Origin of the sequence: Paenibacillus sp. UMB4589-SE434 (assembly GCF_030226685.1) — a bacterium.
Taxonomy (GTDB): Bacteria; Bacillota; Bacilli; order Paenibacillales; family Paenibacillaceae; genus Paenibacillus_B.
Genome location: NZ_JASOYK010000002.1, coordinates 226,986 through 252,237 on the forward strand (window position 1 = coordinate 226,986; position 25,252 = coordinate 252,237).

24 protein-coding genes and 2 pseudogenes are annotated in these 25,252 nt (G+C 45.9%); 16 read left to right on the forward strand and 10 right to left on the reverse strand.

Annotated features, from left to right (window positions below; genetic code table 11):
• Positions 1 to 271: 271 nt before the first annotated feature.
• Positions 272 to 1,054: an alpha/beta hydrolase gene (locus QP775_RS11245; protein ID WP_239328992.1), complete on the forward strand. Its 783-nt coding sequence runs from the start codon at positions 272 to 274 to the stop codon at positions 1,052 to 1,054.
• Here the strand turns inward: QP775_RS11245 and QP775_RS11250 are convergent.
• Genes QP775_RS11250 through QP775_RS11265 form a run of 4 tightly spaced genes read right to left on the reverse strand, consistent with a single transcriptional unit; the run spans position 1,034 to position 3,414 of the window.
• The gene (locus QP775_RS11250) at positions 1,034 to 1,279 is read right to left on the reverse strand and encodes a hypothetical protein (protein ID WP_285106079.1); all 246 of its coding nucleotides are present in this window, start codon (positions 1,277 to 1,279) and stop codon (positions 1,034 to 1,036) included. The genes QP775_RS11245 and QP775_RS11250 overlap by 21 nt on opposite strands.
• A 49-nt stretch (positions 1,280 to 1,328) precedes the next feature.
• A complete protein-coding gene (locus QP775_RS11255) occupies positions 1,329 to 2,066 on the reverse strand; it encodes a bactofilin family protein (RefSeq protein ID WP_239328991.1) in 738 nt (245 codons plus the stop codon).
• A 33-nt stretch (positions 2,067 to 2,099) separates the two neighbouring features.
• Complete coding sequence (locus QP775_RS11260) at positions 2,100 to 2,774, reverse strand: hypothetical protein (RefSeq protein WP_285106082.1); 675 nt, start codon at positions 2,772 to 2,774, stop codon at positions 2,100 to 2,102.
• 16 nt (positions 2,775 to 2,790) lie between these two features.
• On the reverse strand, positions 2,791 to 3,414 hold the full coding sequence (locus QP775_RS11265) for a YhbD family protein (protein WP_285106440.1): 624 nt from the start codon (positions 3,412 to 3,414) through the stop codon (positions 2,791 to 2,793).
• A 131-nt stretch (positions 3,415 to 3,545) separates the two neighbouring features.
• Here QP775_RS11265 and QP775_RS11270 point away from each other — a divergent pair.
• The 3 genes and pseudogenes from QP775_RS11270 to QP775_RS11280 form a co-directional block, all read left to right on the forward strand.
• A pseudogene (locus QP775_RS11270) lies at positions 3,546 to 3,930 on the forward strand (cation:proton antiporter regulatory subunit); the annotation flags it as partial.
• Positions 3,931 to 4,138: 208 nt separating this feature from the next.
• A pseudogene (locus QP775_RS25860) lies at positions 4,139 to 4,372 on the forward strand (cation/H(+) antiporter); the annotation flags it as partial.
• Between the two features lie 51 nt (positions 4,373 to 4,423).
• Positions 4,424 to 4,663 carry a hypothetical protein gene (locus QP775_RS11280; protein WP_285106086.1) on the forward strand — a complete coding sequence of 80 codons (240 nt, stop codon included), beginning with the start codon at positions 4,424 to 4,426 and terminating at the stop codon, positions 4,661 to 4,663.
• A 9-nt stretch (positions 4,664 to 4,672) separates the two neighbouring features.
• Here the strand turns inward: QP775_RS11280 and QP775_RS11285 are convergent, their stop codons facing one another.
• Positions 4,673 to 5,215 carry a cob(I)yrinic acid a,c-diamide adenosyltransferase gene (locus tag QP775_RS11285; protein ID WP_239328986.1) on the reverse strand — a complete coding sequence of 181 codons (543 nt, stop codon included), beginning with the start codon at positions 5,213 to 5,215 and terminating at the stop codon, positions 4,673 to 4,675.
• Between the two features lie 252 nt (positions 5,216 to 5,467).
• Here QP775_RS11285 and QP775_RS11290 point away from each other — a divergent pair, with 252 nt between their 5' ends.
• A complete protein-coding gene (locus QP775_RS11290) occupies positions 5,468 to 5,812 on the forward strand; it encodes a hypothetical protein (protein ID WP_239328985.1) in 345 nt (114 codons plus the stop codon).
• 135 nt (positions 5,813 to 5,947) lie between these two features.
• Here the strand turns inward: QP775_RS11290 and QP775_RS11295 are convergent, their stop codons facing one another.
• The 5 genes from QP775_RS11295 to QP775_RS11315 all read right to left on the reverse strand — a co-directional run bounded on the left by QP775_RS11295 (position 5,948) and on the right by QP775_RS11315 (position 12,730).
• Positions 5,948 to 7,297: a TrkH family potassium uptake protein gene (locus QP775_RS11295; protein WP_239328984.1), complete on the reverse strand. Its 1,350-nt coding sequence runs from the start codon at positions 7,295 to 7,297 to the stop codon at positions 5,948 to 5,950.
• 288 nt (positions 7,298 to 7,585) lie between these two features.
• On the reverse strand, positions 7,586 to 8,416 hold the full coding sequence (locus QP775_RS11300) for a carbohydrate ABC transporter permease (protein WP_239328983.1): 831 nt from the start codon (positions 8,414 to 8,416) through the stop codon (positions 7,586 to 7,588).
• Positions 8,416 to 9,303, reverse strand: a complete 888-nt coding sequence (locus QP775_RS11305) for a carbohydrate ABC transporter permease (protein ID WP_239328982.1) — start codon at positions 9,301 to 9,303, stop codon at positions 8,416 to 8,418. The genes QP775_RS11300 and QP775_RS11305 overlap by 1 nt, the downstream gene beginning before the upstream one ends.
• A 104-nt stretch (positions 9,304 to 9,407) precedes the next feature.
• Positions 9,408 to 10,766, reverse strand: coding sequence for an extracellular solute-binding protein (locus tag QP775_RS11310; RefSeq protein ID WP_285106090.1), 1,359 nt, complete (start codon positions 10,764 to 10,766; stop codon positions 9,408 to 9,410).
• Between the two features lie 683 nt (positions 10,767 to 11,449).
• Positions 11,450 to 12,730: an MFS transporter gene (locus QP775_RS11315; RefSeq protein ID WP_239328980.1), complete on the reverse strand. Its 1,281-nt coding sequence runs from the start codon at positions 12,728 to 12,730 to the stop codon at positions 11,450 to 11,452.
• 443 nt (positions 12,731 to 13,173) lie between these two features.
• Between QP775_RS11315 and QP775_RS11320 the strand changes: the two genes are divergently transcribed.
• The 11 genes from QP775_RS11320 to QP775_RS11370 all read left to right on the forward strand — a co-directional run bounded on the left by QP775_RS11320 (position 13,174) and on the right by QP775_RS11370 (position 25,147).
• The gene (locus QP775_RS11320) at positions 13,174 to 13,638 is read left to right on the forward strand and encodes a MarR family winged helix-turn-helix transcriptional regulator (RefSeq protein WP_239328979.1); all 465 of its coding nucleotides are present in this window, start codon (positions 13,174 to 13,176) and stop codon (positions 13,636 to 13,638) included.
• Between the two features lie 26 nt (positions 13,639 to 13,664).
• Positions 13,665 to 15,392, forward strand: coding sequence for an ABC transporter ATP-binding protein (locus tag QP775_RS11325; RefSeq protein ID WP_285106092.1), 1,728 nt, complete (start codon positions 13,665 to 13,667; stop codon positions 15,390 to 15,392).
• A 44-nt stretch (positions 15,393 to 15,436) separates the two neighbouring features.
• Positions 15,437 to 17,263 (forward strand): ABC transporter ATP-binding protein, encoded by a 1,827-nt coding sequence (locus tag QP775_RS11330; protein ID WP_239329213.1) that lies wholly within the window; start codon positions 15,437 to 15,439, stop codon positions 17,261 to 17,263.
• A 197-nt stretch (positions 17,264 to 17,460) separates the two neighbouring features.
• Positions 17,461 to 18,012 (forward strand): glycerol-3-phosphate responsive antiterminator, encoded by a 552-nt coding sequence (locus QP775_RS11335; RefSeq protein WP_239328977.1) that lies wholly within the window; start codon positions 17,461 to 17,463, stop codon positions 18,010 to 18,012.
• A gap of 168 nt (positions 18,013 to 18,180) precedes the next feature.
• A complete protein-coding gene (locus tag QP775_RS11340; RefSeq protein ID WP_239329212.1) occupies positions 18,181 to 19,503 on the forward strand; it encodes an ABC transporter substrate-binding protein in 1,323 nt (440 codons plus the stop codon).
• A gap of 2 nt (positions 19,504 to 19,505) precedes the next feature.
• Positions 19,506 to 20,474, forward strand: a complete 969-nt coding sequence (locus tag QP775_RS11345) for a carbohydrate ABC transporter permease (protein WP_285106095.1) — start codon at positions 19,506 to 19,508, stop codon at positions 20,472 to 20,474.
• The gene (locus QP775_RS11350; protein ID WP_285106097.1) at positions 20,464 to 21,321 is read left to right on the forward strand and encodes a carbohydrate ABC transporter permease; all 858 of its coding nucleotides are present in this window, start codon (positions 20,464 to 20,466) and stop codon (positions 21,319 to 21,321) included. Before QP775_RS11345 ends, QP775_RS11350 begins: the two co-directional genes overlap by 11 nt.
• A gap of 24 nt (positions 21,322 to 21,345) precedes the next feature.
• Positions 21,346 to 22,170 carry a Cof-type HAD-IIB family hydrolase gene (locus QP775_RS11355; protein WP_285106099.1) on the forward strand — a complete coding sequence of 275 codons (825 nt, stop codon included), beginning with the start codon at positions 21,346 to 21,348 and terminating at the stop codon, positions 22,168 to 22,170.
• Positions 22,160 to 22,879 carry a glycerophosphodiester phosphodiesterase gene (locus tag QP775_RS11360; protein WP_285106101.1) on the forward strand — a complete coding sequence of 240 codons (720 nt, stop codon included), beginning with the start codon at positions 22,160 to 22,162 and terminating at the stop codon, positions 22,877 to 22,879. The genes QP775_RS11355 and QP775_RS11360 overlap by 11 nt, the downstream gene beginning before the upstream one ends.
• Positions 22,880 to 22,959: 80 nt before the next feature.
• The gene (locus QP775_RS11365) at positions 22,960 to 23,799 is read left to right on the forward strand and encodes a polysaccharide deacetylase family protein (RefSeq protein WP_239328972.1); all 840 of its coding nucleotides are present in this window, start codon (positions 22,960 to 22,962) and stop codon (positions 23,797 to 23,799) included.
• 316 nt (positions 23,800 to 24,115) lie between these two features.
• The gene (locus tag QP775_RS11370) at positions 24,116 to 25,147 is read left to right on the forward strand and encodes a helix-turn-helix domain-containing protein (RefSeq protein ID WP_285106103.1); all 1,032 of its coding nucleotides are present in this window, start codon (positions 24,116 to 24,118) and stop codon (positions 25,145 to 25,147) included.
• The last annotated feature ends 105 nt before the right edge of the window (positions 25,148 to 25,252 follow it).

Consider the following 25,252-nt stretch of genomic DNA (forward strand, 5'->3'; position numbering starts at 1 on the left):
TGTAAGGGGCTGTATAGAAGCTGGGAATTACAGCTATAGGTAGGTGCTGCAGGTTGTGAACAACAATGGCGGAGGGACATGGAGCTTCCCTCTGTACAATGTTCAGAGAGTGAAGAATCAATATAATCTAGTAGTGCCTATCTATTTACAAAGATATGCCTATAATAGTGATATCAGCTCGTTAATTTGCTTGATAACGATAACACATTCTTTTTGTTTATCATGTTTATGGAGTCAGATTCTATTACATCTTTATAAGGGGGATAGAGGTATGGCCTTAATGAATTGCAGTTTCTACTCGGAGGTATTGGGTCTTAATACGGAGATGACGGTGATTGTACCGCAGCAGACGACCACGCAGATTGGCTTGGAAGGACATGCTGCCAAGTCTCTTCATCCTACGCTTTACTTGCTGCATGGTTTGTCAGATGATCATACGATCTGGATTCGTCGGACCTCTATTGAACGTTATGCGGCTCAGCTCGGGCTTGCCGTAGTCATCCCGCAGGTGCACCGCAGCTTCTATACTGATATGTACAATGGACTCGCCTATTGGACATTCCTCACCGAAGAGCTGCCGAAGCTGGCGCAAGGTTTCTTCCCCTTGTCGGACAAGCGCGAGGACAATTATGTCGCCGGATTGTCGATGGGTGGGTATGGGGCGTTTAAATGGGCGCTTACACATCCCGAGCGATTTGCGGCTGCCGCCAGTTTATCCGGTGCGCTCGACATCGGGAATGACGTGTTCAGGCAACGGTTGGCACGAGATATGCAGCTCATTTTTGGCGATCAACCTATATCAGGGACGGAGAATGACCTCCTGCATTTGTTGAAGAAGGGCGACCAGGAGCAGGGTTTAAAGCCAAAATTGTATCAATGCTGCGGGACGGAGGACTTCTTGTATGAAGATAATCTGAAATTCCGTGATACCGCACGTCACACTACTTATGAGCTGCACTATGAAGAAGGCCCAGGAGAGCATGAATGGGGGTACTGGGACGCTCGCATTCAAGATGTATTGGCGTGGCTCCCCTTAAGAAAAGAACAGGAATAAGTAGTGGATCAATAAGATGGCCCGATCACGATTAGCATGCTGCAGGTGCCAATCGTGATCGGGCCAGTTTGATGATAACCCGGTACGTTGTTGCTTATGGTTTACGTTAAGTGGTTCTTTTCCTGTCTGCAGGTGTTCTTTGCCTATGTAGAAAATACACAGGGAGCCAAGAACAGCAGGAATAAGCGCCCACAACGCTTCTGTTATTTTATCCAACAAGGGCACTGGAATTCAAATACTCCTTTATAGTCCACTCGAACCTAATATATAGAAATTAAACTTGTATTGCAGACTCAACGGTACTGTTCTCGTGTTGTGTATAATGATGACGGTATTCGACGCGTCCGATGCGGCACCCCTCGCCGATTCGTACATGATTGCCGCGAACTACATCAGCAGTAGTGTGCTCAAGTTCGATATCATCCCCCTCGATAATATCGGCAGTCAATCGCGCGTCTGGCATGACTTTAAACAGAGCGGGAATAAACTTAAGGACGTTTCCAATGCTGCTGCCCTTACGAACTGTAATTTTTTCGCCGCCAATCTCCTTGGCACTGCATGCCCAGTTGACCTTCGCGTCCAGATTGCCTACATTCAGCATACCATCGATGTTAAAACAACCGTTTGTATCCAGCCGCTCCACCTCGCAGTTGCCTTTAATAGATACGCCGCCTCTGATTTTCAGACGTTCAGCGCGAAGCGATTCTCCTACGTTAAACATCCCGTTTATGCTTGCCTCTTGAACGAGTACACTGCCTTGGGCGTTGGCCTCACCCTGAACCGATATCTTTCTTGTTTCCAAACTGCCTTTTGCGTTTAGCGTGCCCTGCACACTCATTTCTTCTGCTATTGTATTGCCGAATATGACTGCGGATCCTGAACAGGAGAACTTATGACAGTCGATGTCCCCTGTTACTTCTCCGTCGCCCATAATGGAAACTTTGTTGTATATTCCTCCTGAAGCAGTCGAAGATCCCATAATTCTCATATTTTGCGCAGAACGCTTATCCATGAATCATCCCTCCATTTATTCGTGTGTCAGCGGTCATAACTTAGTCGTACGATTCACTTGAGCTTGATTGTGTACGTCCAATCCCATTTTGTATTCGATATGATCGATTTCGCACCCCGGGCCGATCACAACCATGCTGCCGCGCACGATGCGGGCTTTCGTATACTCCAGTACGACCTCATCGCCTTCAATTATATCTGCTTCCAGATAAGGACTGGTAAATAAAGAAGTAAGCATTTTAGAAAATGAATTCATTCGACCTTGCCTGACGGTTATCGATTCTCCGCCGATCTCTCGGGCACGGCAGGCGCCTAAAATTGTGGCATCGATGGTACCGGCATTAAGCAGACCGTCAATGTTAAACATGCCATTAATCTTTACTCGCTCTGCTTCGCAGTCGCGGTGGACGGTTAGTTTGCCATTCACCTCAAGCGAATCGCTATTGAGTGTGCCATCAACCGTTGCTAAGCCATTGATCTGACATTGCTCTGCCCGCAAATGGCCATTGATGGAACAAGTACCATCCACTTGCGCGGATTTAGCGGTCATGCTCCCTTTAACTTTAGATGTGCCGCTGCCTCTAAAGGAGCTGCACGTGGAGTCTCCATTAATAGTGGCCATGCCATTTAGAGTAATACGATGAAATGAGCCGCCGCTTGAACTGCCGACACCATTAATATTCACATCTCTTAAAGGTTGTTGATACATGAGCTTATCCTCCGATTCAAGTAAGTTTGACCTTTAATTGCTCCACGCACTCTGTCATCGAAAGCCGCACAATCAGCTTCGTGCTGTGATCGACGTAGATCTCGTTTGGGCTGGATACAAGCAGGAATGAGGTGGAGCCCATGTTCCTCAGCATGACGAGTTCGCTACCTTTGCCCTGAAGCTTTTTATATTGTTCACGCAGCACTTGCAGCAGCCTTTTGCCTTCTTCTATGCTCATTTGCCCGGTTTGAAGCATTTGGTCTAAAGCGTAAACATAAATGATTTGCTCAAATGAATAGGCCTCCGCATCTCCTGCCTGTTCGGTAAACAACTGCATCGCTACTGCCGTAATAATGTTGCGTTCAACAAGCTCTGCTTTGGTCAACGCCATCGAGGCTAAGTTCGGAGAGAACATATCTGCCAACTCATCCAAAGAGAGGTTATCTTTCATATTAACGATCTTATCGATGCGCTCCAGTATTTTATCTTTAGGAAAAAAGGTTTCTTGACCGGTGTACGTAGATTTGCGAACAAACCACTCTTCGGGAATCAAGTCTTTGCGTTTCCATCTATAGAGCTGTCCGTAGGAAATGCCGGTCAGATCCAGCAAGTCTTTTTTTGATATAAGCTGGTCTTCGATCACTTCGGCAGCCTCCTTTAGCGGTAATATTTGGTGATGTAACACTGTTTCGTTATTATCGTAACATTGTTTCGTTAGATACACAAGTCGCCTGCAGACGGAATTATACTACGTCTATAGACGGAGGAAATTTATATCACTTTTATTATGAAGATCCGGATGACAGCGTTTCCATTGGTGACGTTGGACGATGATGAGGCGAGGCAGATTGCGGGTATTGTAGGTGGGTTGTCCTACAAGCCTAAAGCACTTGAGAACATTGAGGTGGCCCTGGATGATCTGATTATTGAGTGGTTTAAGATTGATAGCCATGCAGCTTGTATTGGCTAGACAATCAGTGGACTTGATGTAAGGCAGAAGACGGGGGCGGCTATTATCGCCGTTATTGAGAAAAATGCGGAGAAGAAAATTAATCCGGGGCCTGATTATTCCTTTGTAGGAGAATCCATGCTGGTTGTGGCCGGGGAAAGGCATCAATTAAAGAAACTAAAAAATATTTTAACGAGCGGGGAGTGATATGATGGATCATGTTGTACTCGAACTTGGTCTGGTTGTTGCCCTTGTAGCTCTGGCGGGACTGATATCAACGAAGCTGAGGTTCTCTGTTATACCGTTCTATATCCTTATTGGAATGGCTGTCGGCCCGCGTGCTCCGAAGTTTGGAGAGTTTGATTTCCGGTTTATTGAGAGTGCTCCGCTTATTGAGTTGTTGAGTAGACTAGGTGTCGGCTTAACGATAGTGTCACGGGGTGAGTTTTCCATCATACTGGCGAACATCGGCAAAGCGGGGGGCTTGTTAGAACTGCTGCAGCCATTTGCCGCGTTGTATGTGCTTATTCTGGCTATATTAGGACCGTTTTTAACGAAAGAATCCAAATACGTGTATATGTTCTTAAATTCCATTTTCAAATGGGATCGTAAAAAAGACAAAGTAAAACCAAAACCGTCGACCGAATAGTCGAAATCGTCCACATGTGATGACCAAGCAACGAACAGGAGGGGTTACACGATGAACATCATTAAAAATTCCATAGTGTTATCGATCATCGTAACCTTGCTATACTCCGTGTTCGTCCCGGTAGCACTGACGGATAATGCGCATACGCCGAATGATCCCATGTTCCTCGTGCTCAAGGATCAAATTCAAGTAAACTGTAATAAAGTATTCCGAACGCAATCTGTTAAAAAGGCAATTTCGATCCTTAAAATTGAACCTGCACATTGGAATGCCGGTGAAGTACTTGTCTAATTACCTCAATCAGAACTCCAAGCCAAGAACAGCAGGAATGCCCTCGTCGTAATAATGTTTAACGGGCTGAACCTCGGATACCAAGTCTGCAACAGCTATTACAGCTGGTGACGCAGAGCGGCCTGTAATAATTAAATTTAGTTTTTCCGGGCGTTTTTGTATAACGTCAACAACTTCAGACAGCGGCAGTACATCATCAACTGGGAAGCTGTCGATGGCAAGCGCGTTGTTTAACTCATCCAAAATAATGAAGTCATACTGATCCGATTGAATTTCCTGCTTGGCGATAGACCAGGCCTTAGCCAATGATTCCCGATGCTCCTCTGGTGTCTTCAACCACGTAAAACCAATCCCTAATTGACGTACCTCCACACCTATTTTCTCCAATGCAATTTGCTCTCCATATGTTCTGCTAGGACTTTTAATGAATTGTAGAATCAATACCTTAAATCCTCTACCTACTGCACGTACGCTTAAGCCGACGGCTGCTGTTGTTTTGCCTTTCCCGTCTCCGGTATACACAAGCACTAAACCTCTTGATTTCCTGGACATCGTTACGGCCTCCTAAATGTAGTTCATCTTTTTTTGCTTTCCTTAAGGGTCAAACACGAACAATATGAATATTGTATCCTATCAATGCGTGATATGCAGTGCTGATCTGTTCCAATACGTGCAAATCTATTAAACATTTTATTTAAGTTGGCCATTAGATGTATGAAATGTACGAATCCTCTGGTAGTTTTGCTTGTCGCATTATCTCATCATTTTCATATGATGTAGTAGACCTGCTAGGAGGTGAGGACAATGTCGAGATTATATTATGGGGGTTGTAATTGTCATAAATGTCATCCTTGCAGACCGAAGATACATCCTGCCTGTGAGGACAAGCACGAATACTATGAGGATGAGGATGAATGCGAGCATAAAGAAAAGAAGCACGATCCGTGCGAGAAGAAGAAAGAGGACAAATGTAAAGAAAAAGAGCACAAGCATGATCCTTGTAAGAAGAAAAAGAAGCAGGAAGACAAATGCAAAGACAAACATGATGACAAGAAGAAACAAAAGTGCAAAAAACATGATCATAAGAAGTACGTTAAAAAGGTGTATGTAGTATATGAAATTTGTGAAGATAAACATGTAAAAGAGTAATCGTTGATTGATGCGCACGCAAATGCCGAAGAATGGTCAGAACTTGACCACTTCGTTTGTAATATATTAGAATAATCAACATTTTATACAGGAATAAATAGGGGGCGAAGGAATTCGGCCCCTATTTTAAAGTGTCTAACCTATCATAATCTTGCCTTCTGGATAACGATACAGTGACTGTGGCTTGCGTCGATTCAATGCATAAGCAAGGGTTAAGGGCCCCAATCTGCCGATAAACATAGCTGCACAAAACACCAGTTTACCGAATACAGACAACTCTGGTGTTAATCCCATAGACAGGCCAACGGTTGCGACCGCTGAAGTCGTATCGAACAAGATCTCTAAAAACGGCTTCTGTTCCGTGACAGCCAAGAGCATAGCGATTGACAGCACCATCATTAATGCAAGGAAAATAATCGTAAGCGCCTTTACGATTTGGTCCTTGGACAATCGGGTACGGAACAGTACTGCGTCCTCACGTCCGCGAAGCATGGCTGCAACGGCGCAGATCAGGATGGCAAAGGTAGTCGTCTTGATACCTCCACCTGCGGAACCGGGGGATCCCCCAATGAACATTAAAATGACCATAAAAAATTGCGTGACCTGCCGTAGGCCTTGAATATCAACCGTGCTTGTACCCGATGAACGAGAGGATATGGATTGAAAGACTGATGAATAGATCTTTCCGGCAAAAGACATTGGCTGCAACGTATTTGGATTCGTGTATTCAAATACAAATATCATAGCCGCCCCAACTACAATTAAGATAGCTGTCATGGACAAAACAACTTTAGAGTGCAATGAAAACTTTCGTTTTCTTGGGTATTCGTAAAGTTCAGCTAATACAATAAAGCCCAATCCTCCTGAAACAATGAGGAAGAATGCAATGATATTAAACAAAAAATCGTCCGCGTAGGCTTGAAAGCTATTTCCAAACAGGTCTAATCCCCCATTGTTAAATAACGATACAGAATGAAATAAGCCGTAGTATAAAGCTTTCTTAAGCGGCATTTCGCGCAGCCAATGCAGAGCTAGAATCAGTGCGGCGCTTGCTTGGATAACGGCGACAAATATTATAATTCTACGGATAATCCGTACGATGCCTTCCATGCTATCTGTATTCATGGCCTCTTGTAAAATGAGCCGTTCACGTAGAGATATCTTTTTGCCTAGCATCAAATAAAATAGTGTAGCAACTGTCATAAATCCGATGCCGCCTATCTGAACAAGTACGATTATGACAATTTCCCCGAACATCGTAAACGTGGAGGCTGTATCCACGACTGTTAATCCGGTGACGCATATCGCCGAAGTAGCCATGAAGAGAGCGTCAACCCAACCGATGGCATGTCCGTCGTGGACCGCGATTGGCAGCCTCAACAGTATAGTTCCAATTAGGATTAAAAATAGAAAGCCTGCCACTAATACTCGCGAGGGTGTCCAATTTTTCCACTGTCTGGCAACATAGTTCCAACAAGATGCCATAAATCCACCTCCTTTAACCAAAACGTTCACTAGTATATCGCTTCCAGCCATACTTGTAAATGGCTTGTGTTGCATAAACAATTTAAAGGTAAGTACGCTTAGTATCCCCAATCTGTTGCGGGGCAACCGATCGTCGTTGGTTTTAGGTTTAATATTTACTGTTAATGTAAGAAATGAGCTCTGTTTTCACGTAAATGGTTATAAATATTCTGAAATAGTCATAACCGAGAAAAATAAAAAGCCACCCCCTTAGGAGCGGCTTTGTGCTAGCTTATAGTCGCAGCAGGGTTAGCCTTTTACACTTCCGGCCGTAACCCCTTCGATAATTTGTTTTTGCAGAATACCGTAAATAATAATGACAGGTACGACACTGATTGTAATGGCAGCAGTCAGTGCCCCGTAGTTCATATTAAACTTATCAGCGAACGACACGACAGCAACCGGAAGAGTGCGCAGCTCCTGGTTCGATAAGAATAGGTTGGCTAGAATGTATTCGTTCCAGTTGCCAATAAAATTAAGGATGAACACGGTAACCAAGGTGGGCATCGTTAACGGAATGACGATACGACCCAATAGGCCGTATGTTGATAAACCGTCCATAATACCGGCCTCCTCTAGCTCAGACGGCATCGACTTTAGGAAGGCTGCAATCACAAATGTAGTAAGCGGAATGCCAAATGCGGCATAAGGTATCATTAATGCAAACGGCGTATTATAAATACCGAAATCTTTAATCATGATGTAGAGTGGTATTAGTAGTGATGCAGGTGGAATTAAGATGGACAACAGCAGCAGGCCCAGGACAAGCTTGCTTAATGTAGGGAACTTCATCCGTGTCACCGCGTAGGCGATAGCGGTAGATAACAGTATGGTAGTTACGGTTGATACGATGCTGATGTAGAGACTGTTGACAAAGTAAGTGCCGATGTGTGAGCTGGACAGCGCATTGGCATAGTTGTCCCAGCTCAGCTTAGACGGCAAGCCCCAAGGATCGTTAAATATTTCCGTATTGTTTTTAAATGAGGAGATAAAGACAAATAGTAAGGGAAATATAACGATAACTACGTATACAAGAAGGACGACGTGAGACAGAATACGATTGTTGGCACGGAGCTTCATTAATATTCGGCCTCCTTCGAAGTCTTCTTGTTTACGAGATGATAGATGAGGGAAAGTATGGCGGTAAATACGGTAATGATAATGGCAATCGCATTTGCATAACCGAAGTCTCCAAGCGCGTAGGCTTGTTGATACATGTAAGTAGCCATTACTTCCGAGCTGCCAAATGGCCCGCCATTCGTCATAATGAGTACAATATCAAGCGCCTTCATGGCACCTGTGATGGATAGCAGCATCGTCACTACAATGACGGGACGAATAAGTGGAATCGTCAGCAGCCAGGCCTTGCGCCAGCCCACAGCCCCGTCAATTTCGCCGGCTTCTAGTATTTCCTTCGGAATGGCAAATATGCCGGCGAGCACAAGTACAATGTAGAACCCGGTCCACTGCCAGCCATTCGTGACCAGTACGGACAGGAAGGCTGTCTTCTCATCCCCCAGCCACAATCTTGTCCATGTTTCCAGCCCTACTGCTTTAAGGATTTGATTCAACAGCCCTGCATCCGGTGAATAAATGAACTGCCAAATGACTGCGATCGACGCGGTCGATAAAATGCTTGGCATAAATACTGTCAGCTTATAGAAGTCGAGCAGGCGCTTTACGCCGCTGACTAGAATAGAGACTAGAATAATAATTGGTACTTGAATAAATACGGAAAACAGAACAAAATAGATGTTATTTTTAAAAGCGACCCAAAACTTCTCATCTGATAATGCACGGACAAAGTTATCAACACCGTTATAAACGGGATCGGTAATGCCGTCCCAACTTGTCACCGAGTATTGAAGAGACTTAAATAGTGGTATTAAATAAAAGGTAATATAGAGCACGAGAGCCGGTACGACAAATACCATATAAGCGACACGATTCCGGAGTATCTTGTTCATCATTCATCTCCTACGTTCCGGTGAGCATCGAGCCATAACCGGGATGAAATGTAAGAACCGGGAACCACAACCCAAGCCGCGGTTCCCGATACATAAGTTGATAATTACTTTCCTTCCTTAATAGCTTTCTCCTGCGCTTGCTGCATACGCTCTGCTGCTTTTTCCGGTGTTATTTTGCCGCCGAGCAACTCTTGTACCGTCTGCTCCAACGTTACTTTCACACTCTTTTGAACAAGTGCATCGAACGCAGGGAACGCACCTTTGGCCGAGCCTTGGGATTCACCCAATGATTTCACAAGCTCTGTTGCCCCTTCCACGTTGCTAACCCCTTTCATTGCGGGTATACGGCTCGATTCAATAAGGCTGCGTTTTTGTTGCTCTACATTGTACCAGTTTTTAATAAATGCTTTGACCGCTTTTAATTCGTTCTCCTTCAAATCGGCGGAGACACCAAATCCATTGGACCATCCGCCATTGATAAAGCCGTCGCCAGGGCCGCCTACGTCAGGAAGACGGAAGAAACCGGATACATCTTTGACCGTAGAAGTGTCGCCTGTGATGGCATTGGCTGCCCAACTGCCGTCAAACAGCATCGCTGCTTTGCCTGTATAGAAGTTGGCTTGACCTTGTGAATACTTCAGACCAAGCACATTCGGGTCGATATAACCTTTGTTTTTCAGATCCTGCACACGCTTTAAAGACTCCACGACAGCAGGATCAGTCCACTTGGTAGTACCTGTAGCAAAGCCGTCTTGCAGTGCAGGGCCGCCAAGGCCCACGAACAGGCTATTCACGAGCATGTTGGCCACCCAGCCATCGCCAGCGCCATCTCCCATTGCAATTGGCGTGATGCCTTTTGCCTTGAGTGCCTCACACACAGCGAGCAACTCTTCCCAAGTTTTGGGCACAGTTACGCCAGCGTCTTCAAATAGCTTTTTATTATAAAAGAACCCCTCAATGTATCCTGATTCGGGAAGTCCATATATTTTTCCATCCACTGTGAATTCCCTTAAATTAAAGAAGGCGTCAGCGATGCCAAGTTCGGTCAAGATATCATTCAGCGCAAGCAAACGACCTGCCTTTGCGTATTTGACCGTATCATCTCCGCCAAATAAGTTAAACAATGGAGGCTGCGTGCCGCTGGTCATCTCGGCTTTCAGCTTTACGTCGCGGTTCACCGTATCTTCAACGCCATCCAACTTGAATTTCAACCCAGGTACTTCTTTCTCTGTAGCTGCTGAGACTTCTTCAAGCTGCTTCAGCATGGCTTTTGCAGTGTCGCGTACGTTAATGTGACGGATAACAACGTCGAACGACTCTGCTTTCTCAGGTTCAGGAGTTGGTGTCGTAGTGCCACCGGCTTCCTTCGGTGGATCAGCCGGTTTGCTGGAACCGCCGCAGCCTGCCAGTGTGAGCATTCCCATAAGTGCAACGATCATCAATAACGTCAACCTTTTTTTCATTTCTTAACACTCCCGCATTCAAATTTGTTTAAGCGTGAAAGATGGACAAGGCTACCATTCAAGCTGATGCGTGAACTCGGAGTCGGCGAAATGAGGACTGATCCTGCTGACTGTATACCCCTCTTTGGATAAATATTCATTCATTTCTGCATAAGCGGCACAACTAGGTAGCATCACCTCCTTTAAGAATGCCGTACTAATTGCATTACTAATTGAACTTGAAATCGAGAACCAAAATAAATAAGCATTTAGAAAAGACATGATTGCGATGTGGAAACGGAGTCATGTTGTGAGTCAAGTTGTGTAGGAAAAGACGTGTAGGACATCTGAGAGCAGCAGGCGAAATGGTGTGAGAGGTCGATGATGAGTCATACGTACAGCTAGGTTTAGTTAACGTATATGTGTCGAGCCGTGGAGTGGTTGCACGGTATGTTAGAATCTTACAGGTGTGTTCATTGGAGTGCTGGAGCTTGCATGCTATCGTGCAATCCTGATTGTAGTGTGATAAGGATTGTTCCCTCAAGTCTGCAATTCTCTTACTAGAGGATAAATTGCAAGAAAATAATAGCGGTTATCTTTTTGGACAACCCCTGCAAATGAAAGCGCTTTTTTAGTTGATATGAGGATAATAACACAAATAAATCAAATTTCAAGATGCTGGAATCGAAAAAAGAAAAAAAGCCTCATAGGGTTGAGGCTTCCGTAGTCGAAGTTCGATGAATCTGAGTTTCCCGAAACATGAAGTAGAAGCATACAGCAGCGATGACATATAGGAATCCTGTAATACAAAATGTAATTGCATACCCCCAGTAACTGCCGTAGTGGGTGATGAGAGCTGACTGAACGGTGCCCATGCTTGCCCAACCTAACATAAAGGCTGTTTGGGTAAAGGAATTAGCGATCCCTCTCCTCCGATCCGACACAAGGTCAACCATCAGGGTAGATTGAATCGGGTTAGCCGCATTCATAAGGGCTTGCCGGAACAGGAAGCTGATGGAAGCGATAACGAGCAGATTCGTAAAGCCAGTCAAGAGTAAGAAGGGCAATGACAGCAGTTGAAAATACACAACCGCGCGCACTTGGCCGACACGCTTGGCTAGCGTTGGACCTATCAGGATGGAGATAATGGTCATCACCTGCCCAAGTGAAACCAGCAGGCCTACAGCCGTTAACGATACGTGAAAACGGTCGGTAAAGTACAGGTTTAAGTAAGGGACGACCAAACCGGAGCCAAGACCTACAAGAAGCTGCGCGAATGTAAATTGAATGATTCGCTTCCAGTCCTCGTCCTGGCGCAAGCTTGGCTGTGAATCAGATGACTGTTCTTCAGCCAGCAATGACTCAGGCCGCACAACTGTTGGTTCTTTTACGAACATCAAAGGCACAAAAGAGGCCAGACTGACTGCGCCACCAACCATAAGTACAAGTTGGAGACTGGACACTTTGTCCCAGCCAGCGCCTTGCATCCAGTCAGCCCACATGCCCCCTCCTATGCTACCGATAACCTGCGCTGCAAGCACCATTGAGAAATGGTAGCTGAATATGCGCAGTCTTTGCGACTTGTCGATATTGGCAGCAAGGAAAGGTACGGCAAGTACTTGATAAAAGGAAGCAAACAAGCCTGAACAAATGGCAAACAGCTGCAGACCCATTTCACCTTCGACATAAGATCGTCCAATGAAGCTAAGCCCGGTAAATAAGGCGCCGATGATCAGGATGTTTTTCCGGCTGACTCGATCTCCTGCAAGGCCGATAGGGATAAACATGCATGCGGTGGCTAGGGACTGTACGCTGACAAGTGTTCCATTCATCGCCTGATTGAATCCAAGTGCTTGAATATATAAGTTATACAGCACCATAAACATGCCGCTTCCGAATTGATAGAGCAGATTAGAGATAAAGAACAGCTTAATGTTTCGGTTCCAATGTTTGACTTCGGACAAAAAATGATGAGGAAAACGCATAAATAACCTCCGGTTATTGGTGAATGACTTATCTATTGTATCAGGGGTTATTCTGGAGGGAAAAGGGAGTAAAGTCATAGTTTCGCGTTAAAACAGCCGGATATCTGCTAATTACTCCTGCTATCTATTAGACAGCAGGTAAATAAAAAAGATGAGATGTCTGAGTATCCAGGGAAGGGAGGCATAAACAGTATAGCCCTATACGGAGGTAGAGATGGAGGAGCCATTTCTGGAATGCTAGTTAGAGTGCCAGTCTCTTTAGAGAACGGTTTTTTACATTTGTATTTATAACAAAGAGTGGGCAATTAAGGATTTGACAGTAAAAGTTTTATGAATATATAATTATACTACTTAATTAATAAGTGAGTTAATAATTAGATCTACTATTAAATAGAGAATCTATCTAAATATGTTCTAAAACATAAATGATTCGGGGGGATGGCATGTTTGACCAAGAGACGACAGCTTATAAGCTTGCGCAGTCTTTTATGAGATTGAGTAAGGCCGAGTGGCATCAACGTATGACAACTGGCAAGAAGCGTAGTGAGATGATGTTATTGTTCTGTATTAAGCGTCAGGCACATGATGGAGAGCCCGCTATGCGTGTGTCGGAGATTAGCAGCTTGCTGCGGGTCGCTTCACCTACGGTTACACAGACATTAAATGGTCTGGAAAATAAAGGTTTGATTGAAAGGGTCATGGATAAGCAAGATCGGCGTGCAGTTCGGGTAAAGCTAACGGAAGCAGGCATCAAGCTGACAGAAGAAGGTGAACAGCGATTTGCTGATCATATGAATGGCCTCATTGCATACTTGGGTGAAGAGGATAGCGGGCAATTAGTGGAATTGCTTAAGAAGGTATACGAATATTACGACATGCTTAACCAGGAACACGAGCAGCATAAATAGACATGTAAAGATGGAGTTGAGGAAACATGATGAGGTTGTTTCGTTATTTGAAGCCGTATCGGCTGCCGATCGGGATTATATTGGCGCTTGTCTTCGTACAGTCGCTGTCAGAATTGTATTTGCCTACGTTAATGTCCGATATCGTGAACTTTGGTATTTCAAAAGGGGATGTGCCTTATATATGGCAGATTGGCGGCATCATGCTGGCAGTAGCCATTGGGGGGACGATCTGTGCGATCATTAGCAGCTACATGTCAGCGAAGGTAGCTATGGGTTATGGCAAATTGATGCGCGGCAAAGTATTTAACCATGTACAGCACTTCTCTTTGCAGGAATTTGATCAAATAGGCACCGCTTCGCTGATTACGCGGACGACCAATGACATTACACAAGTGCAGCAAGTACTTGTTATGATTTTACGGATGATGGTCAGTGCGCCGATGATGTGTATTGGCGGCATTATTATGGCGGTGAACAAGGATGCAAAGCTTACGTTAGTGTTGGCTGTCGTCATTCCAATCTTGGCGCTGGCGATATTTGCAGTAGCAAGCAAGGGCATACCGTTATTCAAAGCGATGCAAAAGAAGCTGGATAAACTCAATCTGGTGCTGCGTGAAGGCTTGATTGGTATTCGAGTGATCCGTTCTTTTAATCGTACGACTCATGAAAAGCAGCGCTTTAATGACGCAAATACAGACTTGACTCAGACCGCAATCAAGGTCAACCGTATTATGGCGTCGCTAATGCCAATTATGATGTTGGCGTTTAACTTTTCGACGATTGCAATTATTTGGTTCGGCAGCGACCGGATTAATGCAGGCAGCATGCAGGTCGGCGATTTGATGGCCTTTATCCAGTATGCGACCCAAATCATGTTTTCCCTGGTCATGGTTTCCATCATATTTGTAATGATTCCGCGTGCATCTGCTTCGGCAACTCGTATTAACGAGGTGTTGGAAATGGAACCAGTCATCCGTGATCAAGCGAATGGAAAGCAGGCATCAGGTCAACACGGATATATTGAATTTGATCGTGTTACATTCAGTTATCCTGGTGCAGAGAATCCCGCCTTGTCGGATATTTCGTTCAGCGCCCGCCCTGGTGAGACTACTGCGATTATAGGCGGTACAGGATCGGGCAAGTCTACGATGCTCAACTTGATCCCGCGCTTCTACGACATCGACAGCGGGAGAATTCTCGTTAACGGCATCGATGTCAGAGAGTTTTCGCATGAGGATTTAAGGGCCAAGATCGGATTAGTGCCGCAGAAGGCGGTCTTGTTCTCTGGAACAATTGCTGACAATATCCGATATGGCAAGCGGGATGCCACAGATGAAGAGATGAGGCACGCAGCAGATGTGGCGCAAGCTACAGAGTTTATTAATGGTATGCCGGATGGGTTTGAATCGACGATTGCTCAAGGCGGTACGAACGTATCTGGAGGCCAGAAGCAGCGGCTATCCATTGCTCGCGCCTTGGTTCGCAAGCCAGAGATCTATATATTCGACGATAGTTTTTCAGCACTGGACTTTAAGACGGATGCGAAGCTGCGGGCTGCATTGAAGGGAGAAACGGTAGATTCGACCGTTATCCTTGTTGCGCAGCGTGTCAGCACGGTTATGGATGCAGACCGGATTATTGTGCTTGAGGAAGGTCGGATTGCAGACGTTGGTACGCATAAAGAGCTGCTGGAGAAGAGCGACGTATATCGTGAGATCGTGTCCTCGCAGTTTTCAGAGGAGGAGATTGCGTGAGTGACCATAAGAAAACAACAAAGCCGGGCGGTAAGCAGGGCGGCATGGGGCCGATGGGGCCTGGCATGATGATGCCTGGCGATAAGGCAAAAGATTTTAAAGGAACATTAAAGCGGCTCCTTAGTTACTTAAAGCCCAGCCGCACTAAGTTGATCATTATTTTCTTTATGGCAATTTGCAGTACGGTGTTCTCTATTGTCAGCCCGAAAATTATGGGGAAAGCGACTACCAAGCTGTATGAATTTACGATGGCAAAATTGAACGGTCTACCAGCTGTTATGGACTTTGAATTTATTAATCAGATTCTCCTTCTGCTCGTTGGCCTGTATCTGTTCAGTGCGCTGTTCAGCTACGTGCAGCAATATATTATGGCAGGTGTGGCGCAAAAAATTGTTTACGACATGCGGAAGGAAGTAAATGAAAAGCTAAACCGACTGCCGCTTAAATATTTTGACTCACGGACGCATGGCGAGATTTTAAGCCGCGTCACTAATGACGTTGATAATATTAGTACGACACTGCAGCAGAGCTTGACGCAGCTTATCACGTCCATCATTACGATCATCGGTGTCATTGTGATGATGCTGACGATCAGTCCTCTGCTGACGTTGATCTGCATGCTGACGCTGCCATTAAGTGCTATCGTCATTAAGATGGTCGCATCGCGTTCGCAGAAACACTTTGTGGGCCAGCAGAAATCGCTCGGCGAGTTGAACGGCCACGTAGAAGAAATGTACACAGGGCATAACATCGTTAAGGCATTTGGACATGAAGATCAATCGCTTGAAGAATTCGGTCAAATTAATGAACGCTTGTATGAATCGGGCTGGAAGGCACAATTTATATCCGGCATGATCATGCCGTTGATGAATTTTATCGGAAATATCGGTTACGTGCTGATCTGTGTTGTGGGTGGTATTCTGGTTACAAAGAAATCGATTGAGATCGGGGATATCCAGGCGTTTATCCAATATGCTCGCCAATTTACCCAGCCAATCGCGCAGACAGCTAATATCGCTAATATCATCCAATCGACGATAGCTTCGGCAGAGCGTGTATTTGAAATATTGGATGAGGCAGAAGAGGTTCCGGAATCCGAACCTGCTACGGCAATCGCGAGTCCTGCGGGCAGAGTCGAATTTGATCATGTCCAGTTCGGCTACAAAGCAGATGAACTGCTGATCAAAGATATGAATATCGATGTAAGCCCAGGTCAAACCATTGCGATCGTTGGACCGACGGGTGCAGGTAAGACGACCCTGATTAATCTGTTAATGCGTTTCTATGAGATCAATGGTGGTGCAATCAAGATTGACGGTGTGGACATCACACAAATGAAACGCAGTGATCTGCGTAAGATGTTTGGTATGGTATTACAAGACACATGGCTCTTTAACGGCACGATCCGTGATAATATTGCTTATGGCCGGGAAGGTGCTTCTGAAGCCGATATTATACGTGCCGCGAAGGCGGCTCATGCGGATCACTTTATCCGCACACTGCCGAAAGGGTATGATACCGTGCTGAATGAAGAAGCGTCCAACATTTCGCAAGGACAAAAGCAGCTGCTGACTATCGCACGAGCGATATTGGCAGACCCTTCGATCTTGATTCTGGATGAAGCGACAAGCAGTGTGGATACACGGACCGAGGTTCATATCCAGAAAGCGATGAATCAATTGATGCAGGGCAGAACGAGCTTTGTAATTGCGCATCGTCTGTCCACCATTCGTAATGCGGATCTCATTCTGGTCATGAACCAGGGAACCGTGATTGAACAAGGAACGCATGATGAGCTGATGCAGCAGAAGGGCTTCTACGCCGATCTGTATAACAGCCAATTCTCAGAGTCAGCACCGGCTGCAATCTAAGCGTAAGCGCACATAATTCAGCCATAACCCGATTCACAAATCATCGTACTTCTGTATGATGAATGTGATCGGGTTATTTTATATGCATGGACATCGTCACGGCAACATTTATTAACTAAATATTTACATGCCCATGACAGCCGCTTGACACTTGTAAAGTAAGGTATAGATACACCAACTATAAAGAAGGCAGACAGATGACTGATGTAAACAAGCTTGCTTTCCCGATCATTGCATCGATAACAAAGCCCGATCAGATTCAGAAGGCTGTAACAGGTCGAATTAGAAGGGTCATTTTGATGACGGGAAGCATATTGCAGTTGTCCTCGATTGTTAGCAGTCTCCAGCAAGCTGGCAAACAAGTCTACGTACATACGGAGATGGTAGGAGGAATCGGCAGAGATTCACATGCAGTACAGTATTTGGCCGAGACGTATAAAATCGATGGTATTGTATCTACCAAGAGCCAAGCGATCGTGGCCGCGCGACAAGCAGGCATTAGTTCAATCCAGCGCATATTTGCAATTGATTCTTCTGCTGTGGAAACGGCGATCAAGCTGATTGGTCAGTCGAAGCCTAACGAGGTGGAGCTTATGCCGGGCCTAATGCCTCGTATCGTAGGTGAGTTGAAGCAGGCCGTTAATTGTCCATTGATCGTAGGCGGGTTAATTCGCAGTCAAGAAGAGATCCAAGTTGCAATCAAAAGTGGAGCGGATTACGTATCGATTGGTGATTCTCGTTTCTGGTAGCGGAATTTAATAAAAAAGAGTAGACGGGTGGAGACGATGAGATAACCCTGAAGCAACTGATCCAATCCTTAGCGGGAAGTGGTTTGCTTCAGGTTGTCTATCGTCTTTTTTGTAATGGTGTCGCATGAAAAATAGGGTAAAGACAAGCAGAAGGGATTGACGAGTGAAATGAAGATGAAGAGCTGGTTGAAAATATTGACGTTATGTATGCTGACTTTTAGCCTGGTCGCGTGCTCCTCCGGAGGAGCATCCGAAGGGACAAACGGTGCAGCCAAGACAGAGCCTGTTAAAGAAGACACAACTCCAATAACGATTCAATACTGGCATTCACATGCAGAGACTCAGACTGAGGGTCTTAATTACATGTTGACGGAATTTAACAAGAAATATCCCTACATCACAGTAGAGCCTGTATTTCAGGGCGGTTATGACGACTTGCACAAGAAGCTTCAGGCCGCAGTGGCAGCCAAAGATGTGCCTGCTGTAACAAATGTAGAAGTAGCATCACTGCCGAACTTTGCCGAAGGTGGCGTATTTGCGGATATGACACCCTTTATCCAGCGTGATCAAGTAGAGCTCGGTGATTTCTCTAAAGGGATGTTGGATGCTTATGCCTACAATGGCAAGCAATTCGGCTTTCCACTAATCGTAAGTACCAGCGTATTTGTGTATAACAAGACGCTGCTGGACCAATTGGGTGTGCAGCCCCCGCAGACATGGGATGAGATAGAATCGTTTAATCAAAAGGTGACCAAGAAAGAAAATGGCAAGACCACACGTTATGCTTTTTCCGTACCAGGCTGGGATACGTGGTACAACGATCCATGGATTACGAATGGAGGCGGGAGCATCTTAACGGCGGACAAGACCAAGTCGGCTGTTGAGACGCCAGAATCAATGCGTTATATCAACAACTTCAAAAAGTGGATGGATGAAGGCGCTATGCATATGGGTTATGGCAAAGGCGCATCCAATAACATGCGGCAAATGTTCCTGAACGGCGAGATCGCAATGGTAGAGCATACGTCTGCGATGCTGAAAATGTATCGCGAAAATGCCAAGTTCGAAGTAGGCGTATCCTTCTTGCCAGGAGACAAGGTGAGAACGTCTAACATTGGCGGTGCAGGCATCGTAATGATGGACGGCGTGGATGACAAGCAGAAGGAAGCTGCTTGGAAATTCGTTCAGTTTATGACGTCAGCCGCTCACAATATCAAGTGGGCGGAATCCGTCGGGTACCTGCCAACTCGTAAGTCTGCATTTGAATCAGAGGAAGGGAAAGCTTACTTTGAAAGATGGCCGCAGTACAAGGCAGTATTCGATAACTTCGACAATGTGACGCCACGCTTGCAGCATCCGGCCTACGAAGAATTTAGCGGCCAGTATCAGGAAGTGCTGGGTGAAATGATTCTAAACCATAAAGACCCGAATCCGCTCATGCAGGCTGCTGCCAAGAAGATGAACGATATTCTGGCGGAACATGAGGGGTAACGATGGCGATGGATCAACAAGTACAGCATAAGGCAGCGGACAAGGCGGCACCCGATCGGGTGTCCGCTTCTTCTGTTCCGGTCCCCAAGTTTAACAGCAGGCTGGAGCGGTTAAAAGATTTTTCATTTGCACTGCCATCCCTGCTGTTTATGAGTATCTTTTTGTACTACCCGTTAGTGTATTCCATCTATATCAGTATGACGAATTGGAATATGACGCGGCCAGTGAAGAAATTTGTAGGCATCAAAAACTATGAGTGGCTATTCTCGAACGAGGATTTTTATCAGTCTCTTAAAGTGACTTTTATTTATACAGGGCTTGATGTTGTGCTGACGCTTGGAATCGGCTTGCTGTTGGCGCTGCTTTTTAATGTAGGGAGATCGCGCTTGTTTGGGTTTATGCGAGGCGTCATCTTTATGCCTCATTATATATCCATGGTCATCGCAGCAATGGTATTTACATGGATATATAACGACCAATATGGGCTGCTGAACGCTGTCCTGCGGTGGTTTGGCTTAGAAGGATTCAACTGGCTAGTTGATCCTTTAACAGTACTGCCTGCACTAGTAGCCGTTTCTGTATGGAAAGGTGTCGGTTTTGCGATGATTTTGTTCATCGCAGGGATGCGCGGCATTCCGCTGGAATACTATGAAGCCGCAGCTATTGATGGTGCGAGCCGCATGCGCCAGTTCCGGCACATTACGCTGCCGCTTTTGTCCCCGATGACGTTGTTCCTAGTTATTACAACGTTTATTTCGTCGATGCAGGTGTTCCAGTCCATTGATATTATGACCAATGGCGGCCCGCTCAAGGCATCCAACGCGATCGTATATTGGATATATTCAATGGCATTTGTGGAGTTCAAGACGGGCCGTGCCTCGGCCCTCGTAATGGTGCTCTTTGTGATTATCATACTGCTCACGCTCGTACAATGGTACGTTAGCCGAAAGAAGGTGCACTATGAGGGATAACCGTATGGCTGGACAGCGGGGAGCAAGACTGGAATTGATCGTGCGTACGCTGGTAGGCGCACTTATTATGGCTGCCATATTTTTTCCGATCTTCTGGTTATTTATCAGTTCTGTAAAGACGCAAGCAGAGATGCGAATGGCAGTGCCAACATTTTGGCCGGAAGCCTTCGCCTGGGACAATTATGCGGAAGCCTTGCGTATAATCCCATTTGTACGCTTTTTCGGTAATACGCTCGTTATGACGTGTGGCATTATTTTCTTGCAGCTTAATGTAGCATTAATGGCGGCGTATGCTTTTGCAAAAGGACGTTTCCCAGGTCGGGATATACTGTTCTTTTTGGTGCTGGCAGCCATGATCATACCGGACCAGGTTATCTTTGTTCCCGTCTATGTACTGATGTCGCAGTTGGACTGGCTTGACACGTTCTGGGCATTGATTATTCCGCACGGCGCCTCGGCATACGGCATTTTCTTACTGCGGCAGGCGTTTAAGTCCGTAAATAACGATGTGCTTGAAGCCGCACGAGTTGATGGTGCAGGCAGATTTGCCATGTTATATCGTATTTTGCTGCCGATAACGATGCCAACTGTTGTCACGTTAGGTGTGCTTGTATTTATATCGAGTTGGAACTCTTATTTTTGGCCGCTCATTATGACGAACACAGACAGTATGCGGGTCTTAACTGTTGGCATAGCGATGCTGCGTGACTCGATTGCGGGAGATGAAGCCATGTACTTCCATATCATCATGGCGGCCAGCGTGATGTGTATTTTGCCTATTGTAGTCATCTTTACCGCAATGCAAAAGCACATTGTGTCAGCGATGGCCAATTCGACATTTAAATAAGGCAGCTTGGGGAGTGTGAACGAGATGAGCGCCATACGTTTAATCGTATGTGACATAGACGGTACACTTTTAAATCCGGATCATAGATTGGACGACAAAGTGGCTCTGTATATTCGTCGTTATGTGGAACGAGGCGGATTGTTTACGCTTGCGACTGGCAGACCACTCATGTCGACACAGCGTATATTGGAGCAATTGCAGATCCGTCTGCCCGTTATTTTATGCAATGGTGCTGTACTGGCGCGTGATGGGGAGACCATCATGAGGAGCGGACTGCCGATGAAACCGATTCATGGGCTATTGGAAGCCGCGCATGCGGCAGGTCATAACGTTCTGTTGTTTCGCGGAGACAAGGTGCAGGTAATGCGGCGTACAAAGGAGATCGATCAATATGAGCGTAAGGAAGGCATCCGCTGCTCTGTAGTCCCATCAATGATGGGTGCTGAATCGCCTTGGCTTGAGGAAGAGTTGGATAAGATTATTTTAATCGGCGATATGGAGGTGTCGAGGCGCATCTGGGCTCGTTGGGAGAGGGTGGCTGGTGCGTATGCAGGCGTCTTTCAATCGGAAACCAACTATTTAGAGTTGGTGCCCAAACATGTGAGCAAAGGCAAGGCATTGCAGCAGTTGTCGACTATGATCAACATCGATACGGCCAACACAATGGCCATTGGTAATCAGATGAATGACCTGTCGATGTTGCGGGCTGCGGGTATTGGCGCCGCTGTAGCGAATAGTCCAGACATGCTGAAGGCGGAAGCAGATTATGTATGCAGGGCTTCGCATGGTGAGGGTGTTATAGAAGCGATCGAACAGTTTATATACGGAGGGATTACATATGGCGATTAGAGGGATTGCACATCGAGGGTATCCATTAAAGTATCCAGAAAATACGATGGTGGGGTTCCAAGCGGCGTTGGAATTCCAGTTTTCACACGTCGAGCTAGATGTTCAGCTGACAAAGGATGGAATTCCGGTTGTCATCCACGACCCGACTGTAAACCGGACGATAAATGGTGAAGGTACTGTCAAATCATACACGCTTGCAGAGCTTCGCAAGTTGGATGCAGGCCTCGGCGAACGGATTCCTACGTTGGAGGAAGCTTTACTGTTTCTGCGGGATCGTGTCTGTATTGATCTGGAATTAAAGCAGACAGGAAATCTTTACCCCGGTCTTGAAGAAGCCGTGCTTGAAGTTGTTCGTCAGACGGGAACGGAGAGCCAGGTTATTCTCACATCATTTGATCATTATTCGGTCGAGCGAATCCGGAAACTGGATGCGCATATCCAGCTTGGACTGATTATGTTTGGTGCCTCGCCTGCTGTATTTCCTTACATGAAGCAATTGAATGCTTGTGCTTTATCAGTAAGACACCTTTACCTGACATCCGAATATATCGAGCGATGTGCAGAAGAGGGTGTCCAACTGATGGCGTGGACTCCTGACGATGAGCCGTCGATGCTGAAGTTGGCTGCTTATCCGGATATTCTAGTATGCACGAATAATTTGGAGGGTTGGGCGAATGTGCACCGTCAAGGGAGAACTGCGACGGTGTAGACGAATTAAGAACCTCGGATAATGGTCTTCCATTTTACACAAGCTATGGCAATATGAAGGGCTGTGTAAGGAGGATGTTGATGTTAAAACGAGGGTTATTCACGCTGATGATTGGTATATTTGCTGCGGGCTGTGTATCAGGAGGAGCAGGGCCAAAATCAACAGGCGCAGAGGAACCAGGCAGTCAGGCTGGTCGACATTTGCGTATCTTTTCCACAGGGGCGCCGGAGTTGGCCGGAGGCACAGAAATGATTGTGCGCAAGCCGGCATCACTCACACTGGCACAATTGCGTGAAAAGTACCGCTCCAACTTTATTTTGCAGGGACCTTCATCGCCGAAACGGGTTGCACTTACTTTTGACGATGTTCCAGACCGTTATTATACTGTCCAGATATTAGATTTGCTGAAAAGGTACCATGCAAAGGCGACATTTTTTATTGTCGGAAACCGTGCCGAGCAGAATCCGGATATCGTAAAGCGAATTGTGGAGGAGGGGCATGCGATCGGAAATCATTCGTATACGCATGCCAATCTGCCAAAGTTAAGTGATATTGCATTTCGGAATGAGGTCATTATGACGCAGCAAGCAGTTAAGCGAATAACAGGGCAGACGATGCACTTCATACGGCCGCCATACGGAAATATTAACGATAAGCAGATTAAATGGCTGATCAGCCAGAAACTCAAGATCGTAAACTGGAATGTGGATTCCTTGGACTGGAAAGGGCTGAATGCAGATCAGGTGGAAGCGAACATCATGGGTAACGTTCGTTCTGGTTCAATCGTACTTCAGCATGGAGCGGGAGGAAAAGGAGAAGATTTGAGCGGAACTGTGGGGGCATTGCAGCGGGTAATCCAGCAGCTTCGCGAATCCGGCATCGAATTGGTCACCATTCCTCATTTGTTAGCTCCTAAATGAGCTGTCTTAATTTGTCGTGCATTCTGACTGCCCGAAACAGTGGAAAGCTATGAAGGATTGGTGCATATGGGCTAAACCTAATAAGCGATGGCAGTAGGAACTGAAATAAAGCTATAGGAAAAACAAGCTAAAGCCAGCGGCACCTGCGGCCTCGCCAATCAAAGTTGGCGTTGGCGAACCAGGTGCTGTTTGCGTTGTCGGAATGTGGTGAAACGAAAGTCTGAAAAACATCAGAACAACAACCTGATAGCATGTTACGTTGGTTGCATAGCTGTTGTCGTATAAATACGCAGGGATTTAGGGGAGGGGGAGTAAAATGCCGCAGATCATGGTGGCTTGTGCTGAAGGCAGTCTGCGCGCGCAGGTAAGTGAGATGATAGAAGGACAAGGCTACGAAGCGTGGTTAGATGCCTCAAGTAGGGAGGAAGCTCTCCGTATTCTAGAGCAAGATTTACCTCGCATCGTGCTTGCCGACATGATGCTGCCAGCTGGTGGCGGACTGCGGCTGCTGCAGGATATCGAGCAATCTCAGCTGCCGGTAGCAGCGATTCTGCTTAGTCCCGTGTGCAGCTACGATTATGTTCATCAAGCATTGCAGAGCGGAGCGGTTGATTATCTCGTCTATCCATTCGAGCCTCGAGAGCTTGCACAAGCTTTACGGAGAGCCGAGAAGCGCTGCGGGATACTGGAAGGCAATCACCGCCTGGTGTTATATATGATGCAGCTATTTAACGATATGCACGCCATCAAGCCCCATGAGCTGCTGGAGCGGCAAGAGGAGCTGCTGCGGCATATATTTCGCTCGAAGCACAACTATGGCGGAGTACGTGAGATGTATATACGTATGCTGCATATGAAATGGATGCATAAGTTGGAGCCATATGAGCTGTGGTCAGAAACGGGTGAGACCCAGATGGAACTACTTAAATTGAAGCTTTCCAAAGATGAAGATGCGGCCAGGTATTATTTCCAACAGATTGCGGAGCACTGGTTAGAGCAATCCGCCAAGCTGCATGGACCCAACAGGAGGCTTCTTATGAAAATGGCCTGCCTTTATATTAACGAGAACTACAAGCAGGAGTTTACATTAACACAAATAAGTGAGCGTTATGGCATGAGCGTATCTTATTTTAGCAAACAGTTTAAGCACTATTCGGGAGATACGCTTGTTAATTATGTAAACAAGATACGAATTCAAAAAGCGAAGCGGCTTCTAATGCATCCCCAACTTAAGATATATGAAGTTGCGCATGAGGTCGGTTATTCGACATTGCAATACTTTAATCGCGTATTTAAGCAGTTTGAAAAAGCGACACCCCTTGAATACCGCAGGAAGATTGGCCTATAGAGGATAAGATTTTGTGAAGAAGAATATTGGCGAATAAATAGTCAGATTGTTTCATTACTTCGATCCTGCTGCTCTCTATACTTTACAGGTGTAGGGGGTGGTTCA

Excerpts from the sequence above, each read along its gene's own strand:
- QP775_RS11330 (WP_239329213.1), top strand. The coding sequence starts at position 15,437 with ATGGGGCCGATGGGGCCTGGCATGATGATGCCTGGCGATAAGGCAAAA.
- QP775_RS11320 (WP_239328979.1), top strand. The coding sequence starts at position 13,174 with ATGTTTGACCAAGAGACGACAGCTTATAAGCTTGCGCAGTCTTTTATG.
- QP775_RS11310 (WP_285106090.1), bottom strand. The coding sequence starts at position 10,766 with ATGAAAAAAAGGTTGACGTTATTGATGATCGTTGCACTTATGGGAATG.
- QP775_RS11260 (WP_285106082.1), bottom strand. The coding sequence starts at position 2,774 with ATGTATCAACAACCTTTAAGAGATGTGAATATTAATGGTGTCGGCAGT.
- QP775_RS11370 (WP_285106103.1), top strand. The coding sequence starts at position 24,116 with ATGCCGCAGATCATGGTGGCTTGTGCTGAAGGCAGTCTGCGCGCGCAG.
- QP775_RS11360 (WP_285106101.1), top strand. The coding sequence starts at position 22,160 with ATGGCGATTAGAGGGATTGCACATCGAGGGTATCCATTAAAGTATCCA.
- QP775_RS11325 (WP_285106092.1), top strand. The coding sequence starts at position 13,665 with ATGATGAGGTTGTTTCGTTATTTGAAGCCGTATCGGCTGCCGATCGGG.
- QP775_RS11285 (WP_239328986.1), bottom strand. The coding sequence starts at position 5,215 with ATGTCCAGGAAATCAAGAGGTTTAGTGCTTGTGTATACCGGAGACGGG.
- QP775_RS11345 (WP_285106095.1), top strand. The coding sequence starts at position 19,506 with ATGGCGATGGATCAACAAGTACAGCATAAGGCAGCGGACAAGGCGGCA.
- QP775_RS11245 (WP_239328992.1), top strand. The coding sequence starts at position 272 with ATGGCCTTAATGAATTGCAGTTTCTACTCGGAGGTATTGGGTCTTAAT.
- QP775_RS11255 (WP_239328991.1), bottom strand. The coding sequence starts at position 2,066 with ATGGATAAGCGTTCTGCGCAAAATATGAGAATTATGGGATCTTCGACT.
- QP775_RS11365 (WP_239328972.1), top strand. The coding sequence starts at position 22,960 with ATGTTAAAACGAGGGTTATTCACGCTGATGATTGGTATATTTGCTGCG.
- QP775_RS11295 (WP_239328984.1), bottom strand. The coding sequence starts at position 7,297 with ATGGCATCTTGTTGGAACTATGTTGCCAGACAGTGGAAAAATTGGACA.
- QP775_RS11300 (WP_239328983.1), bottom strand. The coding sequence starts at position 8,416 with ATGAAGCTCCGTGCCAACAATCGTATTCTGTCTCACGTCGTCCTTCTT.
- QP775_RS11350 (WP_285106097.1), top strand. The coding sequence starts at position 20,464 with ATGAGGGATAACCGTATGGCTGGACAGCGGGGAGCAAGACTGGAATTG.
- QP775_RS11305 (WP_239328982.1), bottom strand. The coding sequence starts at position 9,303 with ATGAACAAGATACTCCGGAATCGTGTCGCTTATATGGTATTTGTCGTA.
- QP775_RS11280 (WP_285106086.1), top strand. The coding sequence starts at position 4,424 with ATGAACATCATTAAAAATTCCATAGTGTTATCGATCATCGTAACCTTG.
- QP775_RS11315 (WP_239328980.1), bottom strand. The coding sequence starts at position 12,730 with ATGCGTTTTCCTCATCATTTTTTGTCCGAAGTCAAACATTGGAACCGA.
- QP775_RS11355 (WP_285106099.1), top strand. The coding sequence starts at position 21,346 with ATGAGCGCCATACGTTTAATCGTATGTGACATAGACGGTACACTTTTA.
- QP775_RS11335 (WP_239328977.1), top strand. The coding sequence starts at position 17,461 with ATGACTGATGTAAACAAGCTTGCTTTCCCGATCATTGCATCGATAACA.
- QP775_RS11290 (WP_239328985.1), top strand. The coding sequence starts at position 5,468 with ATGTCGAGATTATATTATGGGGGTTGTAATTGTCATAAATGTCATCCT.
- QP775_RS11340 (WP_239329212.1), top strand. The coding sequence starts at position 18,181 with ATGAAGATGAAGAGCTGGTTGAAAATATTGACGTTATGTATGCTGACT.